The sequence below is a fragment of the Burkholderia crassaminum genome (genome assembly GCF_964265005.1).
In the GTDB taxonomy this organism is placed as follows: Bacteria; Pseudomonadota; Gammaproteobacteria; order Burkholderiales; family Burkholderiaceae; genus Burkholderia.
In genome coordinates this window covers 439,718-454,759 of record NZ_OZ183800.1, presented here as the reverse complement: position 1 = coordinate 454,759, position 15,042 = coordinate 439,718, and the positions used below count along the sequence as shown (strand labels likewise).

15 protein-coding genes are annotated in these 15,042 nt (G+C 68.1%); 9 read left to right on the top strand and 6 right to left on the bottom strand.

Going from position 1 to position 15,042, the window contains the following annotated elements:
* Positions 1-876, bottom strand: a complete 876-nt coding sequence (locus ACPTTF_RS19190) for a LysR family transcriptional regulator (protein WP_423367776.1) — start codon at positions 874-876, stop codon at positions 1-3.
* Between the two features lie 414 nt (positions 877-1,290).
* On the opposite strand from ACPTTF_RS19190, the gene ACPTTF_RS19185 reads away from it, so the two are divergent.
* Genes ACPTTF_RS19185 through ACPTTF_RS19170 form a run of 4 tightly spaced genes read left to right on the top strand, consistent with a single transcriptional unit; the run spans position 1,291 to position 4,834 of the window.
* Complete coding sequence (locus ACPTTF_RS19185; RefSeq protein ID WP_423367775.1) at positions 1,291-2,082, top strand: transcriptional initiation protein Tat; 792 nt, start codon at positions 1,291-1,293, stop codon at positions 2,080-2,082.
* Positions 2,083-2,090: 8 nt separating this feature from the next.
* Positions 2,091-3,155 carry a molybdate ABC transporter substrate-binding protein gene (locus ACPTTF_RS19180; RefSeq protein WP_423367774.1) on the top strand — a complete coding sequence of 355 codons (1,065 nt, stop codon included), beginning with the start codon at positions 2,091-2,093 and terminating at the stop codon, positions 3,153-3,155.
* Between the two features lie 60 nt (positions 3,156-3,215).
* Entirely contained in the window at positions 3,216-3,902 is a 687-nt protein-coding gene (locus ACPTTF_RS19175) for a c-type cytochrome (RefSeq protein ID WP_423367773.1), read from the top strand.
* On the top strand, positions 3,899-4,834 hold the full coding sequence (locus ACPTTF_RS19170) for a c-type cytochrome (RefSeq protein WP_423367772.1): 936 nt from the start codon (positions 3,899-3,901) through the stop codon (positions 4,832-4,834). The genes ACPTTF_RS19175 and ACPTTF_RS19170 overlap by 4 nt, the downstream gene beginning before the upstream one ends.
* A gap of 52 nt (positions 4,835-4,886) precedes the next feature.
* Here ACPTTF_RS19170 and ACPTTF_RS19165 read toward each other — a convergent pair whose 3' ends face one another.
* The 3 genes from ACPTTF_RS19165 to ACPTTF_RS19155 all read right to left on the bottom strand — a co-directional run bounded on the left by ACPTTF_RS19165 (position 4,887) and on the right by ACPTTF_RS19155 (position 8,997).
* Entirely contained in the window at positions 4,887-6,809 is a 1,923-nt protein-coding gene (locus tag ACPTTF_RS19165) for an SMP-30/gluconolactonase/LRE family protein (protein WP_423367771.1), read from the bottom strand.
* A gap of 457 nt (positions 6,810-7,266) precedes the next feature.
* Positions 7,267-7,698, bottom strand: a complete 432-nt coding sequence (locus tag ACPTTF_RS19160) for a GFA family protein (protein ID WP_166965938.1) — start codon at positions 7,696-7,698, stop codon at positions 7,267-7,269.
* Positions 7,699-7,803: 105 nt separating this feature from the next.
* Entirely contained in the window at positions 7,804-8,997 is a 1,194-nt protein-coding gene (locus ACPTTF_RS19155) for a porin (RefSeq protein WP_423367770.1), read from the bottom strand.
* A 309-nt stretch (positions 8,998-9,306) separates the two neighbouring features.
* Here ACPTTF_RS19155 and ACPTTF_RS19150 point away from each other — a divergent pair, with 309 nt between their 5' ends.
* From ACPTTF_RS19150 to ACPTTF_RS19135, 4 genes are all read left to right on the top strand, one after another.
* Entirely contained in the window at positions 9,307-9,939 is a 633-nt protein-coding gene (locus ACPTTF_RS19150; RefSeq protein ID WP_423367769.1) for a LysE family translocator, read from the top strand.
* A 12-nt stretch (positions 9,940-9,951) separates the two neighbouring features.
* Entirely contained in the window at positions 9,952-10,488 is a 537-nt protein-coding gene (locus tag ACPTTF_RS19145) for a GNAT family N-acetyltransferase (protein WP_423367768.1), read from the top strand.
* Between the two features lie 111 nt (positions 10,489-10,599).
* Positions 10,600-11,334, top strand: coding sequence for a metallophosphoesterase family protein (locus ACPTTF_RS19140; RefSeq protein ID WP_423367767.1), 735 nt, complete (start codon positions 10,600-10,602; stop codon positions 11,332-11,334).
* Between the two features lie 55 nt (positions 11,335-11,389).
* A complete protein-coding gene (locus tag ACPTTF_RS19135; RefSeq protein ID WP_423367766.1) occupies positions 11,390-12,001 on the top strand; it encodes an alpha/beta fold hydrolase in 612 nt (203 codons plus the stop codon).
* A 150-nt stretch (positions 12,002-12,151) separates the two neighbouring features.
* Here ACPTTF_RS19135 and ACPTTF_RS19130 read toward each other — a convergent pair whose 3' ends face one another.
* On the bottom strand, positions 12,152-13,474 hold the full coding sequence (locus ACPTTF_RS19130) for an ATP-binding protein (protein WP_423367765.1): 1,323 nt from the start codon (positions 13,472-13,474) through the stop codon (positions 12,152-12,154).
* Entirely contained in the window at positions 13,471-14,211 is a 741-nt protein-coding gene (locus ACPTTF_RS19125; protein WP_166965951.1) for a response regulator, read from the bottom strand. Before ACPTTF_RS19125 ends, ACPTTF_RS19130 begins: the two co-directional genes overlap by 4 nt.
* 234 nt (positions 14,212-14,445) lie before the next feature.
* On the opposite strand from ACPTTF_RS19125, the gene ACPTTF_RS19120 reads away from it, so the two are divergent.
* A complete protein-coding gene (locus tag ACPTTF_RS19120; RefSeq protein ID WP_423367764.1) occupies positions 14,446-15,027 on the top strand; it encodes a thioredoxin family protein in 582 nt (193 codons plus the stop codon).
* Positions 15,028-15,042: the final 15 nt, after the last annotated feature.

Below are 15,042 nucleotides of genomic sequence, written 5' to 3'. Positions count from 1 at the left end.
CTATCGATAGCGGTCGAACGAAGCCGCGATCTCGGCGGTAACCGCCCGGACGCGCGCCGTCCGGTTCAGGTCGGTATGCGATACGAGCCAGACCTGATACGGCGCGGCTCGCGTCCTGTCGGGCCAGAGTCGCACGAGCGAATCGTCCTCTTGCGCCATATACACGGGGAGTTCGCCTATACCGATACCCGACCGGATCGAGGTCGCCAGCATCAGGCTCGAACCCACTTGCGCAACGATACGCCCGCGTTCCATCGACTCGCCGCACAGCGTGTACCCCTGGTTGGACGTCGTGCCGGGCTGGTAGACGACCAGGTCATGCCCTTCGAAAGCGGACCCGATCGCGGGCGCGCCATGTGCATCCAGATACTCGTGACTCGCGAACAGCCCGACGTCCCATTCCGCGAGCTTCCGGCGCACGAGATCGGGATTTTCCGGCATCACGGTGCGAATCGCGAGATCCGCATCGCGTCGCGTCAGGTTGAGCACCTGCACGGACGTCGTCAGGACCACGTGTATCGCCGGACATTTCCGGCGCAATTCCCGTATCGCGGGAACGACGAAATCCATCGCGAGGGAATCGGTCGTCGTCACCCGAACCTCGCCTTCGAGGCGATCGTCCGAGCCCTGGGCGCGACGCTCGAATTCGCACGCCGCTTGCTCCATTGCTTGCGCGGCCTGCAGCGAGTGCTCGCCGATCTGCGTCACGACATAGCCGGACGACGTCTTGAGAAACAGCTTCGCCCCGAGCGCCTTCTCCAGTGCCGTCAACCGTCGCCCCACGGTGGCCTGATCGACATCGAGAACGGCCGCGGCCTCGCGCAGCGTCCCGGTTCGATGAACTGCCAGAAAAACGCGGGCATCGTCCCAATTCATGAGTATCGTTCTCTCTCGGCAAGGCATGTGTGAATTCCAGGGAGGCAATTATACAAGTCGGTCCTCTGCTACCCATCACACATAATCAGTCATCCATATCAACAGGATGATCGACTCTCCGATCGACTCTCTCCGATCGACGCCGAAACCGAAACCGTCCGCAGGAAGCCCCTTAACGACTCGCGCGCCGACAGAGGCCGGTTGCAACGATCGAACTGATGGCCGTTGCACCGACCGCCCCGCCTCCAGCCTCCCGCCCTCTCGCCCAATCATCAGACCCCCGAATATCTCCCATCCGATATCGCGATTTTCCGTACCGGGCGCGCGCCGCTAGACTGGCTACGCATTCGCGACGCCGCGTCGCTGCACGGCAACGCGACACGCCCCCACAAAAACGATTCCGGGAGATACCCCATGTCCGACCGGCACGCGCGCCGAGGCGCGCTCAAGACACTCGGCCTCGCGGCCGGCACCGCGCTGCTCGCCGCCGCCCGCCCCGCTCGCGCCGCCACATCTGAAACCGGCGCGCTGCTGCCCGGCGGCGCCACGCACCTCGCCGACCTCACGCGCCGCCTCGCGGCCGCGCCGCGACGGCGCGACTTCAAGACGGTGCCGATGATCCTCGAACGCCCCGACCAGTGGGATCACGCGGCGCTCGCCGAACTGACCGGCTACCGCGGCGGCCCGAAGCAGGTATGGGACAACACCGAGCTCGGCGGCCCGTGGCTGAACCTGATGCGCAATTCGCTGAACGCGCAGATCTGGTCATACCGTCATCCGGATTTCCTCGTCGTATCGGCCACGCACGGCAGCGCGCATCTCGCGCTGTTCGACCAGGCCGCATGGGACAAATACGGCCTCGCGACATTCGCCGGCGCCGCGTTTCCGGCCAACACGCTGCTCGACGCGAAACCCGCGCAATCGAAGGGCGCACAAGACCACGAGTTGCCCGACGGCGCGTTCTCGTCGCACGACAACAGCATCGCCGCGCTGCAGCAGCGCGGCGTCGTGTTCCTGTCGTGCCACAACGCGATCTGGGAACTCGCGGAACGGCTCGACGGCGCGAACGCGAATCCCGACAAGCTGCCGCTCGATGCGCTCGCGGCCGACCTGACCAACCACGTGATCCCGTCGGCAATCGTCACGCCCGGCGCGGTCGGCACGCTGCCCGAACTGCAACAGGCCGGCTTCACGTACGCAAAATGAACCCCTCGATGACATCGATCCCCATGCAACCGCCATCGCCATTGCACCGCCGTCGGCGCACGCTGCGCGCCGCGCTGGCCGCCTGGCTCTGCTGCGCCTCGGCGCTGTCGCTCGCCGCGCCGGCCGGCCCCGCCGCGAACATCTTCCCGCCCTGGCAGGACGGTCGCAACAACGACGCAACGCACCGTGGCCTCGAATTCACGGTGCCGCAGGTCGACGTGCTCGCCGATTTCCACGGCGACCTCACTGCGCCGAAGCTCGTGCTGTTCGTCGGCGGCAACTATTTCTTCGCGATGGCGCCGCTCGTCGCGAAGTTCGAGGAAGATCATCCCGAGTACCGCGGCCGCATCTACTGGGAGACGATCCCGCCCGGCCTGCTCGTGAAACAGATCCAGGCGGGCGGCACGATCACCGTCGGCAACATGACGTGGACGGTCAAGCCCGACGCGTATTTCGCGGGGCTCGGCAAGATCAACGGGTTGATCGCGGACGGCACGCTCACCGGCCCCGCCGTACCCTACGTGACGAACCAGCTGACGATCATGGTGCGCGCAGGCAATCCGAAGCGCATCGCGTCGCTGAACGACCTCGCGCGGCCCGACGTGCAGCTTGCGATGCCCAATCCGGAATTCGAAGGCGTCGCGCGGCAGATCCGCGCGTCGCTCGTGAAGGCCGGCGGCGACGCGCTCGCGCGTACCGTCTACGACGACAAGGTGCGCGCCGGCACGACCGAGCTCACGCACATCCACCATCGGGAAACCGCGCTGTTCCTGATGCAGGGGCGCGCGGACGCGGGTGTGCTGTGGCAATCGGAAGCGGCGTTCCAGGAGCAGGTCGGGCATCCGCTGATGCACATCGACATTCCGGCCGAGCAAAATACGACTGCGATCTACGCGGGGGCGATGGTGAAGGACGCGCCGCATCCGGAGGCCGCGCGCGCATGGCTCGCGTTCATCCGGTCGCCGGAAGCGTTCAGGATCTTCCAGCGCTACGGCTTCGGCCGATATGATGCGGCGACACCGGCGCAGCATCTCGCGCCGGAGCAGAAGGAGAAGCAGCCCGACGCGGGCTGACCGCAAGGCCGCGCCGGCAGTCCGGCGGCGCACCCGCGGCCTACAACAAGGAGGGGACACGTGAACGATACGGTGGACACACCGCGGCGCCGGTTCGCGCCGCTGCTGCTCGCTGCGGCAACGCTGCTGGCCGGCCACGCGCGCGCAGACGACGCGGCACTCGGCAAGACGCTCGCGACGCAGGGCTCGACGACGGGCGTCGCCGCCTGCATCGGCTGCCACGGCAGCCAGGGCGAAGGCAACGCGGCGGCCGGCTTCCCGCGCCTCGCGGGCACGAACGCCGCGTACCTGTCCGCGCAGCTTGCCGCGTTCGCCGACGGCAGCCGCCAGAATCCCGTCATGCAGCCGCTCTCGAAACTGCTGACGCCGCACGAGCGCGATGCGGTATCCGCGTACTTCGCGAGCCTGCCCGCACCGGCCGGCATCGTCGCCGCCGACGACACGTCGATCGATCCGGCGAACACCGGCGCGTGGCTCGCGACGCGCGGACGCTGGTCGCAGGGCCTGCCCGCGTGCGCCCAGTGTCACAGCCCCGGCGGCCTCGGCGTGGGCACCGCGTTTCCGCCGCTCGCGGGCCAGCCCGCCGCCTACATCGCCGGCCAGTTGAACGGCTGGAAACACGGCACGCGCCCGCCCGGGCCGATGGCGCTGATGCAGGCGATCGCCGGCAAGCTGTCCGACGCCGACATCGACGCGGTGGCCGCCTACTACGCGCGCGGCGGCGCCGCACAAGGAGACAAGCGATGATCGACCGCACGACGCTGATCCGCCGCACCCGCGCGGCACTGCTCGGCGCGGCCTGGATGCCCGCGCTCGCGTTCGCGGCCGCACCGCAGGATGCACCGGCCACCGCTTCCGCACCCGCGCCTGCCGCCGCTGCGACGGCAGCCAGACCGTTCGCGCCGCCCGCCGAATCCGCGATACCCGCCGACGAGTTCGGCAAGACCGTGAAGCTCGGCGAGCAGATCTTCCTGCACACGCCCGAGTTCGCGGGCAAGTACGTCGGCAACAAACTGACCTGCGCGAGCTGCCACCTCGACGCGGGCCGACGGCCCGACTCGAGCCCGATGTGGGCCGCATACCTGCTGTATCCGGCGTACCGCAGCAAGAACGGCCACGTGAACACGTTCGCCGAGCGCCTGCAGGGATGCTTCCGCTACAGCATGAACGGCAAGGCGCCGCCCGCCGGCGATCCGATCCTCGTCGCGCTCGAAACCTATTCGTACTGGCTCGCGAAGGGCGCGCCGGTCGGCACGAAGCTGCCGGGGCAGGGTTTCCTGAAACTGCCGCCGCCCGCGCAGAAGGCCGACTATGCGCGCGGCGGGGCCGTCTACACGCAGCACTGCGCGCTATGCCACGGCGCGGACGGCCAGGGGCAGTCGGGCGGCGGCAAGGCGGTGTTCCCGGCGCTGTGGGGCGCGCGTTCGTTCAACTGGGGCGCGGGGATGGGCGACATCCGCAACGCAGCCGGCTTCATCAAGGCCAACATGCCGCTCGGGCTCGGCGGCACGCTGACCGATCAGGAGGCGTGGGACGTCGCGACCTTCATGGACAGCCACGAACGGCCGCAGGACCCGCGCTTCACCGGCTCGGTGCAGGACACGCGCGCGAAGTTCCACGATTCGCCCGATTCGATGTACGGGCTCAGCGTGAACGGCCGCGTGCTGGGCGCACCGTGACGCGGGCGCCGAGCAGGCCCTGCGGCCTGCTCGGCCCGCACGACCTGCGCGTTCACGGATGCCAGCGGTACACGATCATGCTGGTGCCGTTGTAGTTGTCCTTCGTGATCACGTATTCGCCGGTCGAGCGCAGGTACGCGCGAATCCCGTACATCGAGTCGACGTCGTTGCCGACGTCCATCGCCGACGTGTTCGAGTTGGTCAGCGTCGTGACGAGGGCGCCCGTGTTGAGGTCGAACACGTCGACGTTCGGCACGGTGTGCACGTAGCCGACGAACAGGTAGTGGCCGGCCGCCGCGATCGATTTCGGGTTCGCGCTCGTCAGGTTGATCACCGGGTTCGGCGCGCTCGTGTTGCCGTTCTTCCAGCCGTGATAGACCTCGATGTGCCCGTTCATCGCGGTCCAGTCCCAGTTGCCCGCGAGGCCCTGCGCGAGGATCATCGTGTCGCTGTCCGCCTGGTAGAGGATGCGCGTGACCGGCGCCACGGTGCCCGGCACGGCCGTCGTGACCGGCTTGCCCCACGACGGCTTGCCGGTCGCGTCGAAGCCCGTCATCGGGTAGCGGGTAATCACGTTGGAGCCGTTCAGCCCGGCCCACACGTCGCCGTTGCCGTCGATGTCGAAACCGGCCGTGACCTGCAGCGTCGTGTTGAACGGCTTGCCCGGCAGCGAGCCGGCCGGATTCGCGATATAGCCGGTCGCCGGCGTGAAGTAGTAGAAGTTGAAGTTGCCGGGATTCTGGCCCGACGCGACGAGAATCCGGTTGCCGCCGACCGTCACGAGCTGGCCGAAGTGCTGGCCGCGCTGGTAGTCGTTCATGTCGAGGCGCGGGTCCTTCGGATAGGTGAACGGATCGACCGTGTTCGCGACGAACGTGCCGCCCGCCGAGCCCGTATACACGTTGTTGCCGCTGTAGAAGAACGCGCCGTCCGTCGCCGGGTCGGGCGCGGCGATCGCCTCGAAGTTCAGCGCCTGCAGCTTCCATTGCAACGCGCCCGTCGGGCCGTATGAATGCAGGTCGGTGCTGCCGTTGCGCCCGAGATCCCAGCCCCCGCCCCACGCGTTGTTGAGCACGTACAGGTTGCCGCCGGAATCCTTGCCGATGCCGACCACGCGCGTGAAGCGCTTGTCGCCGACCTGCCCCTTGATGCCCGACGTCGTGTCGAGATAGCCGCCCTGCACGCCGAACGTGCCGACCTGCTGCGGCAACCCGGCGAGGCTGTAGCGCTTGATGTTCATGTCCGGGCCCTGGTCGCCCACCAGCAACTGCCCCGTCGACGCGTCGAAATACAGGGCCGACGGCCGTGCACCGGCCGCCATCTGGATCGTGTTCATCAGCGTGCCGGTCGCGCCGTACTGCACGACCACGCCCGCGCTCATCCGGGCAACCCACAGGTTGCCCGCCGCATCGATCGCCAGCGCGCCGGGCCCGGTCACGCCGATGTCGCGCTGCCAGACGCCGTCGGTCGTATAGACGCGCACGCGGTTGCCGTAGAAATCGCTCGCATACAGCAGGTTGCCGGCCGTTGCGAGGCCGGTGATCACGTCCGGGTTCGGGAGGCCCGTCCACGTGCTGACCGGGATGCGCAGGTCACGCTGGTTCGTGCCGCGGTTGTAGCGGCCCACCGAGCCGCTGCCGAAGTTGCGGTTGTAGCCAAGCGCAACGAAGATCGACGTCGCGTTGCCGGTGATCGCGCCGCCCTGGAATTCGTCGTGGATGCCGATGGTGCCCATCGGCTGGCCGTTCTGGTAGAGCGCGACGCCGCCCGCGTTCTCGTCCCAACGCGACGCCGTGTAGATCACGCCCTCGGGCGCGACCCACATCGAGCGCGCGGCGTTGCCGACGTGCTGGGCCAGCGTGCCGTACGTGTTCGCGAGCCAGTCGGTCGAGTATTGCGCCTGCGCGTGACTTGCCGGCGCCAGCATCGCCATGCACATTCCCAGCAATGCCGCCCGAATTTGTTTCATTGACATGAATAATGCTCCCGAACGTTCAATTGTCGACACTGTAAATCGCGGCGCATGAAATATTGGTGATTACGGCTAAATCGCATTCGCCGTCATCCCGAATTATTCACTCCGCTCTTTTTGCCGTCCGGCGCTTTTCCGTCAACGATGGTCAAACCCGCTCACCGCGCCGTAACGGCTTGCCGGCCGCACGATTTCGGTGCTTTTTCCCCGGCATTTTCTTCCGGATTGTTCAATACGGATGCGTCATTTTTTCTGAAATGCCCGCATTGCCTTTTTCATTCCCCGGAAATGGGCTCGATGATTACAAATCGAAATTGAAATGAAAGAGAAAAAATATTATCCGGTGCGATCGCGTCGATGCGATTCAGCGCAGCGGCATGCGGCGGGAGGAAGGGAGGAGAAAGCGGGATACGGCGGAGAGAACCGCGCGCCAGCCGTGCCGGCACGCGGCCGCGATCGTTCAGTTCGCGTCGTCGAGCGTCGGGCCGTCCCAGCCGTCGAGGAATTTCGGCAGCGCGTCCACGACGTCGATCACGCGGTGCCGGTAGAACAGGTGCATCGTCGGCTGCAGGTCGCCGGGCAGTTGCCCGCCGTGCGCACGCGCCGCCAGGCTGTTCGGTACGACGCGCATGCCGAGCCGGTTGGTGCCGAACACGATCTCGCCGCAGGACGCGCAATACGTGCGCGACATCGACTTCGCCGGATGCGGGAACGTCGCATGGCCGCCTTCGACGGCAACCTGCTCCGGCGGCCACGCGGTCGCGGACAGCACCGGCGTGCCGTAGAAATCGCGGCAGGTCGCGCAATGGCAGTTCGCGCGCGCCGCCGGCTCGCCACGCAGCGTCACGGTGACGGTTCCGCAAAGGCAACTCGCGGAATGCGTTCGGGTCATGTCGTCTCCTCGAAGAAGGGAGGTGACAGTATAGGATAGGAGCATGCGTGCAACGTCGCCTGCATCAGCTGCGGGCAACGTTGCGGCCGCAACGATCGCTGCGCGTCAGAACTTCTGGCGCAGGCCGAGGCTGACGATGGCCTGCGACCGCGAATCGGACGAGTGGCCGTTCGCCTTGTCGGATACCGACGCGGTCGCGGCCACCGGCCGGCCGAGCGCGTCGAGCGTCATGCCCGATGCATGCTGGTACGCGCCGAGCAGGTACACGCTGGTGCGCTTCGACAGGTCGTAGACGGCGCCGAGCGTGACGTTGTGATACTGCGCGCGGTCGTCCACGCCATCGACATCGCTGCCGCGCGTGTAGCTGTAGCCCGCGAAGAGTTGCGTCTGCGGGCGCACGTTCCAGCGCGTGAACACGCCCGCGACGTTGAACGTCGCGTGGCCCGTGAACAGCGACTGGCCGCCGCTGCGGTACTGCACGTTGCTGTAGTTCACCCCGACGACGGCCGGGCCGAAGTCGTAGGTCGCGCCGGTCGCGATGATCTGCTGCGACTGTGCGCTCGCATAGCCTTCGTTGATCGACGAGTTGAACAGCCCGTCGTCGGTGCTCTGCCACTTGCCCGCCGTCGGGTCGGTCGCGCCCGTCTTGCTGTTGTCCGAACGCTCGTAGCCGACACCGACGCGCAGCGGGCCCGCCGCGTACGCCGCGCCGACGCTCCACGTGTTGCGCTGCTTCATGCTGCCCGGCTGGCTGCCGAAGCCGTACAGCGCGCCGAACGTGAAACCCGAGTAGTTGGCGCTCGTGTACTTGATCGAGCTGTCGACGCGCGCCGTCTGGTCGAGGTCGTCGATGTCGCCCGGGTGGGCGCCGAAACCGCCGATGTACGACGACGGGCCGACCGGGCTCACGAAGTCGTCGAGCGACGTGTACTGGCGGCCGAGCGTGACCGTGCCGTAGCGGTCGCTGCCGAGGCCGACGAACGCCTGGCGGCCGAACTGGCGGCCGCCCTGGCCCGACGTGCCGTTCGTGATGTCGAAGCCGTTCTCGAGGACGAACAGCGCGCGCATCCCGCCGCCGAGATCCTCGGAACCCTTGATGCCCCAGCGGCTGCCGGACAGGTTGCCGGTCGTGAGCCCGACGCTCGAATGGCCGGTGTACGCGCCCGCGGAGCCGACCCGTTCGTTGCTGCGATAGGTCACGCCCGCATCGACGATGCCGTACAGCGTGACGGAGCTTTGCGCGGCGGCGATGCCCGCGAACGAGAGCAGCAGCGGGGCTGCGATCAGTTGCTTGTTCATGATTGTCGTGTCTCCGGGCGGTGAACCCGTTGTTCTGGCTGTCAGTTGCGAGTAGCGCGCGGGCGGCGAGATCCGCCGGCGGTGCGAGGCCGGCGGCGTCCGCGCGCGACGACGCGGCGGGCATGCCCGCTGCGGCCTCCATGCTAAATGGAACCGGTTTCAATCGATAGCGGAATAATGAAAACAGTTTCTTGCCAAAATCGAGATAGTCGAACGGGCGGCCGTGTGCGCAACCCGCCGTCCCTGTACAGCCCGTGAGGGCGCAGCCGATAATCGAACCCGCGCCGTCCATCCATCGGGAGTGCCTGCATGCATGAAACGACCCTGCTGATCTTCGCCGCCGTCGCCTTCGTCGGCATCGCGACACCCGGCCCGACCGTGCTGCTCGCGCTGACCAACGGCTCGCGCTACGGCGTGCGCCGCGCGGCCTACGGCTTCGTAGGCGCGATGCTGTCCGATTTCGTGCTGATCGTCGCGGTCGCGCTCGGCCTCGGCGCGCTGCTGATGGCGTCGGCGTTCTGGTTCTCGGTGGTGAAGTGGCTCGGCGCCGCGTACCTCGCGTATGTCGGCATCCGGCTGCTGATGTCGAAGGGCTCGCTCGACGTCTCCGCCGCGCACGCCGGCGCGGCATCCGGGCGCAACGCGTCGATCTTCGCGAAGAGTTTCCTCACGGCGGTGACGAACCCGAAGGGCTATCTGTTCTTCTCCGCCTTCCTGCCGCAGTTCCTCGACCCGTCCGCGCCGCTCGCGCCGCAATACGTCGCGCTCGCGGTCACGTTCGCGATGCTCGACGGCGCGGTGATGTTCGGCTACGCGCTGCTCGGCGCACGCGCGGTGCGGCTGCTGAAGCGCGCGGGCGCGCTGTGGCTCGAACGCACGTGCGGCGCGATGCTGCTCGCGCTCGCCGGATCGCTGGCGCTGTACCGACGTCATGCTTCGTAGGAGCGGACGCCGATGAAAATCGCTGCGCCGCCCCGCTCCGGCTTTCCTGGCCTGTCGCTCCGCCAGATCGAACGTGCCGACCTCGACGCGTGGTACGCGTACCTGTCGAACCCCGACGTGTTCCGCCACACGAGCTGGAACCTGCGCTCGCCCGCCGATCTGCTGCCGCTGTTCGACACCATCGAATCGACGGACCCGGATTCGGTCCGGCGACTCGCCGTGATCGACGACGCATCGGGCGCGCTCGCCGGGACGATCGGCCTGCATACCGTATCCACCGTGAACCGCTCGGCGGAGATCGCATACGATCTCGCGCCGTCGCACTGGGGGCGTGGAATCGCGAGCGCGCTGTGCACGGCCGTCACCGCGTGGGCATTCGCCGACGGCGGCTTCATACGCATGCAGGGCGTCGTGCTGACCAGCAACGCGGGCTCCGCGCGCGTGCTGCAGAAGTGCGGCTATCGCTACGAAGGGCTGTTGCGCGCGTACAAGATGGTGCGCGGCACGCCGGGCGATTTCGCGATGTACGCGCGCCTCGCCACCGACTGACGCGCCACCCGCGGCTTCACGCCAAACGGCTCACGGCGTCGCATGCGCGCGCCATTGGACGGCCTGCGCCGAATTGGCGACAATCGCCGTTCCCTTCCCCGACGATCCGCCATGAAAATCGCCGCGCTGTCCGACATCCACGGCAACCTCGCCGCGCTCGACGCGGTGCTCGACGACGTCCGCCGCCGCGGTGCCGACGTGATCGTCAATCTCGGCGACATCCTGTCGGGCGCGCTCCATCCGCCCGAAACGGCCGACCGCCTGATCGCGCTCGACCTGCCGACCATCAAGGGCAATCACGAACGGCAACTGCTCACCGGCGATCGCGAATCGATGCGGCTGTCGGATCGCTGGGCGCACGACACGCTGCGCGCCGAGCATCTCGACTGGATCGCCGCGCTGCCCGAACGCGCGACGCTCGACGGCGACGTGTTGATGGTGCACGGCACACCCGGCAGCGACCTCGTCTATTTCCTCGAAACGGTCACGCCCGACGGCTGTCGCGCGGCGACGCCCGATGAAATCGCGCGGCGCGCGGGCGACGAACCGGCGTCGCTGATCCTGTGCGGCCACACGCACATCCCGCGTACGGCCAAGCTCGACGACGGCCGGCTGATCGTCAACCCGGGTAGCGTCGGGCTGCAGGCGTACGCGGACGACCTGCCGCATCCGCACCGCATCGAGACGGGTTCGCCGCATGCGCGCTACGCGATGGTGTCGCGTACGGCGGCCGGCTGGAACGTCGAATTCCATGCGGTCGAATACGACTGGCACACGGCCGCGGCCACCGCGGCAACGCGCGGACGCGACGACTGGACCGTCGCGCTGCGCACCGGCCGGTGCTGATGCCCGCGCTGCCCGATCACCCCGCTTCGCTTCTTTCGAAAGGAAACCGAGCGCCATGCCCGTTCCGTCGCAACTGCTGTTCCTGCCCGGCGCATCGGGCAGCACCGCCTTCTGGCAACCGCTCGCCGGGCGCCTGACGCATCCGGCCGAGCGCCGGATCGTCGGCTATCCAGGCTTCGGCGACACGCCACGCAATCCGGCCGTCGACGATTTCGACAGCCTCGTGCGTCATGTCCTGGAAACGATCGACCGGCCGACCGCCGTGATCGCGCAATCGATGGGCGGCGTGATCGCGATGCGCGCGGCGCTCGACAAGCCCGGCCTGATCACGCACCTCGTGCTGACGGTCACGTCCGGCGGACTCGACATGGAAGGGCTCGGCGCGCAGGACTGGCGCACCGGTTTCGCGCAAGCCAACCCGCAGCTTCCCGACTGGTTCCTGACGTTCCGTGCCGACCTGTCGCGGGATATCGACCGCATCGCGCAGCCGACGCTGCTGCTGTGGGGCGACGACGATCCGATCAGCCCCGTCGCGGCCGGCCGGCGCCTGCTCGAACGGTTGCCCGACGCGCAGCTGCATGTCGTGGCGGGCGGCCGGCACGATCTCGCGGCCGTGCATGCGCAGACGCTCGCACCGCTCGTCGATGCGCATCTGCAGCGCGTGTGATGTCGCGCGCTTCAACGTCAGCTTCGGTTTCGACGTCGGCTTAGGCTTCGACTTCGACTTCGACTTCGACTTCGACTTCGACTTCGACTTCGACTTCGGCTCCGACTCCGGCACGAACCTGACACTACGCGGCTCGCGCACCGCTCCCCGTCACCCCGCATTGCGCAGCGTGAGCCGCGCCTCCAGCCCGCCACCGTCCGTCCGGTTGTTCAGCGTAAGCGTGCCGCCCATCGCGAGCGCGAGTTGCCGTGCGATCGCCAGGCCGAGCCCCGTGCCGCCCGTCTCCCGGTTGCGCGACGTCTCCACGCGCCGGAACGGCTCGAACACCGCGTCGAGCTGATCGTCCGGAATGCCGGGCCCGCGGTCGAGCACGGCGATCACCGCGCCGCCGTCCGGCGCGGCGTGCACGTCGATCTCGGCCGCCCCCGCGAACTTCAGCGCGTTGTCGACGAGGTTGCCGACGATGCGGCGCAGTGCCTTCGGCCGCGTGACGAGCGCGAGCGGCGCGCGGGCGTGCAGCGCGACGTCCTGCCCCGCATCCGTGTAGTCGCACACGATGCTGTCGAGCAGCGCGTCGAGATCGATGCGGCGCGCGGCCTCCTCGGTGCCGTGCAGCGTCCGCGCGTACGCGACGCCCTCCTTCACCAGATGCTCCATCTCGATCAGGTCCTGGCGCAGCTTCGCACCCTGCGTATCGTCGTCCATCACGTCGACGCGCAAGCGCATCCGTGTGATCGGCGTCTGCAGGTCGTGCGAGATCGACGCGAGGATCTGCATGCGCTCGGCCATGTACTGCGCGATGCGATCCTGCATCGCGTTGAACGCCCGGGCGGCGCGCGCGACTTCCGACGGCCCGCCCTCGTTCAGCCGCTCGCCCTTCAGGTCGGGGCCGAGCGCGTCGGCGGCCTGCGCGAGCTGCTTGAGCGGCCGCGTCGCGAGCCGCACCGCGAGCCAGCAGCACGCGGCCAACACCGCGAGCTGCAGCACAAGCACGACCGGCAGCCAGCCCGACAGCGGCACCGTCGACATCGGATGGATGTCGATCGTCAGCGGCGACCCGTCGGTCAGGCGCAGATGCACCTGCAGATGTTCGCGGTCGCCGGGAATCGCGTTCGCGGTCAGCGGGTAGTCGCCGCCGATGCCGTCGGAAATCGACCGCTCGACGCGCGCCGACAGCCGCGCTTCCGGCGGCGTACCGGTCTCGCCGGGCCCGAGGATGAACGCATAGCTGCGCCGCGCGAGGCGCGGCAGCCACGCGGCCCGCTCGGCCGGCGGCAGGTGGTCAAGCAACGCGACCGAGCTCGCGACCTCGCGCTCGATGTAGCCCATCATCAGGTTGGTGGTCGCCTGGTCGCGCTCGGTGACGGTGAGCCAGAACGACAGCGTCTGCGCGAGCGCGAGGCCCACGCACAGGATCAGCGCGAGCCGCGCGAACAGCGAGCGCGGCCAGTGCCACGACGTGCGCGCGCTCATGGCGTACCGTCGACGGCGGTCACGGCCGACGAGAACACATAACCCTCGTTGCGCAGCGTCTTGATGTAGCGCGGTTCGCGCGCGCCGTCGCGCAGGCGCTGGCGCAGCCGGCTCACGAGCAGGTCGATCGACCGGTCGAACGGGTCGGACTGCCGCCCCTGCGTGAGGTTGAGCAACTGGTCGCGCGTCAGCACGCGCTGCGGGTTGTCGAGGAACACGCGCAGTAGCCGGTATTCGGCGCCGCTCAGCGCGACCAGCGTGCCTTCGGTATCGAGCAGGTGGCGCCCGGTCGTGTCGAGACGCCATTCGCCGAACGCGAGCATCGCGGCCGTTTCCGTCACCTGCATGCCGGGCGGCAGCATGCGCGCGCGGCGCAGCACCGAGCGGATCCGCGCGAGCAACTCGCGCACCGCGAACGGCTTGGCCAGGTAGTCGTCGGCGCCCATCTCGAGGCCGATGATGCGGTCGGTTTCCTCGCCGCGTGCGGTCAGCATCAGCACGGGCACCGTCCGGAACTTGCCCGCCCGCAGGTCGCGGCACAGCGTGAGGCCGTCCTCGCCCGGCATCATCAGGTCGAGCACGATCAGGTCGGGCGCGCCGTCGTCCAGCACGTTGCGCATCTCGCGGCCGTTCGCGGCCAGCGACACGCGCATGCCGTTCTTCTCCAGATAATCCGCGATCAGTTCGCGGATCGCGCGATCGTCGTCGACGATCAGCACGTGGTCGATCTTGTCCATGGGTCGTTTCGGTATCGAGATGTCGGTGTGTCAAGGCAGGCGATGTCCCCTTTTATACCGCACGGCAGGCACGCGTTTGTATCCCAATGTATCGCGCCGCCGTGACGACACACAACATTGCACATGCGCGGCCTGCCGGACACATCGCAGATACGTCGGCGCCGCCTAATGGGGCCTGTCGAAACCCGTCCGGCCGCCGCCATCGAGCGCCGGCCTCCCGCTCAGGAGAACGCCATGCTGCCCCGACTCAAGACCGCCGCCCTCGTCATCGCCCTTGCCGCCACGGCCGGGCTAGCCGCGTTCGCCGGCACCCGCGACGACGCGAGCATGCCGGCCTCGCAGGCCGGAACGGCGGCACCCGATTTCACGGGCATCGACCGCTGGCACAACAGCGCGCCGCTGACGCTCGGCCAGTTGCGCGGCAAGGTCGTGCTCGTCGATTTCTGGACGTATTCGTGCATCAACTGCATTCATACGATTCCGTACGTGAAGGAGTGGGACCGCAAGTATCGCGACCAGGGGCTCGTGGTGGTCGGCGTGCATACGCCCGAGTATCCGTTCGAGCGCGACGCGGGCAATGTCGCCGATGCGATCAGGCGCTTCGGCATCCGGTACCCGGTCGCGCAGGACAACCGCTACGACACGTGGCGTGCGTACGGCAACCAGTACTGGCCCGCGCTGTACCTGATCGATGCGAACGGGAAGGTCGTTTATACGCGCTATGGCGAGGGCGGGTACGACAAGACCGAGGCCGCGATTCGCGGCGCGCTCGCGCAGGCGGGAGAAGGCATGAAGGGGGTGACGCGCGCGCAGTAACGGGCGGCGAGCGGG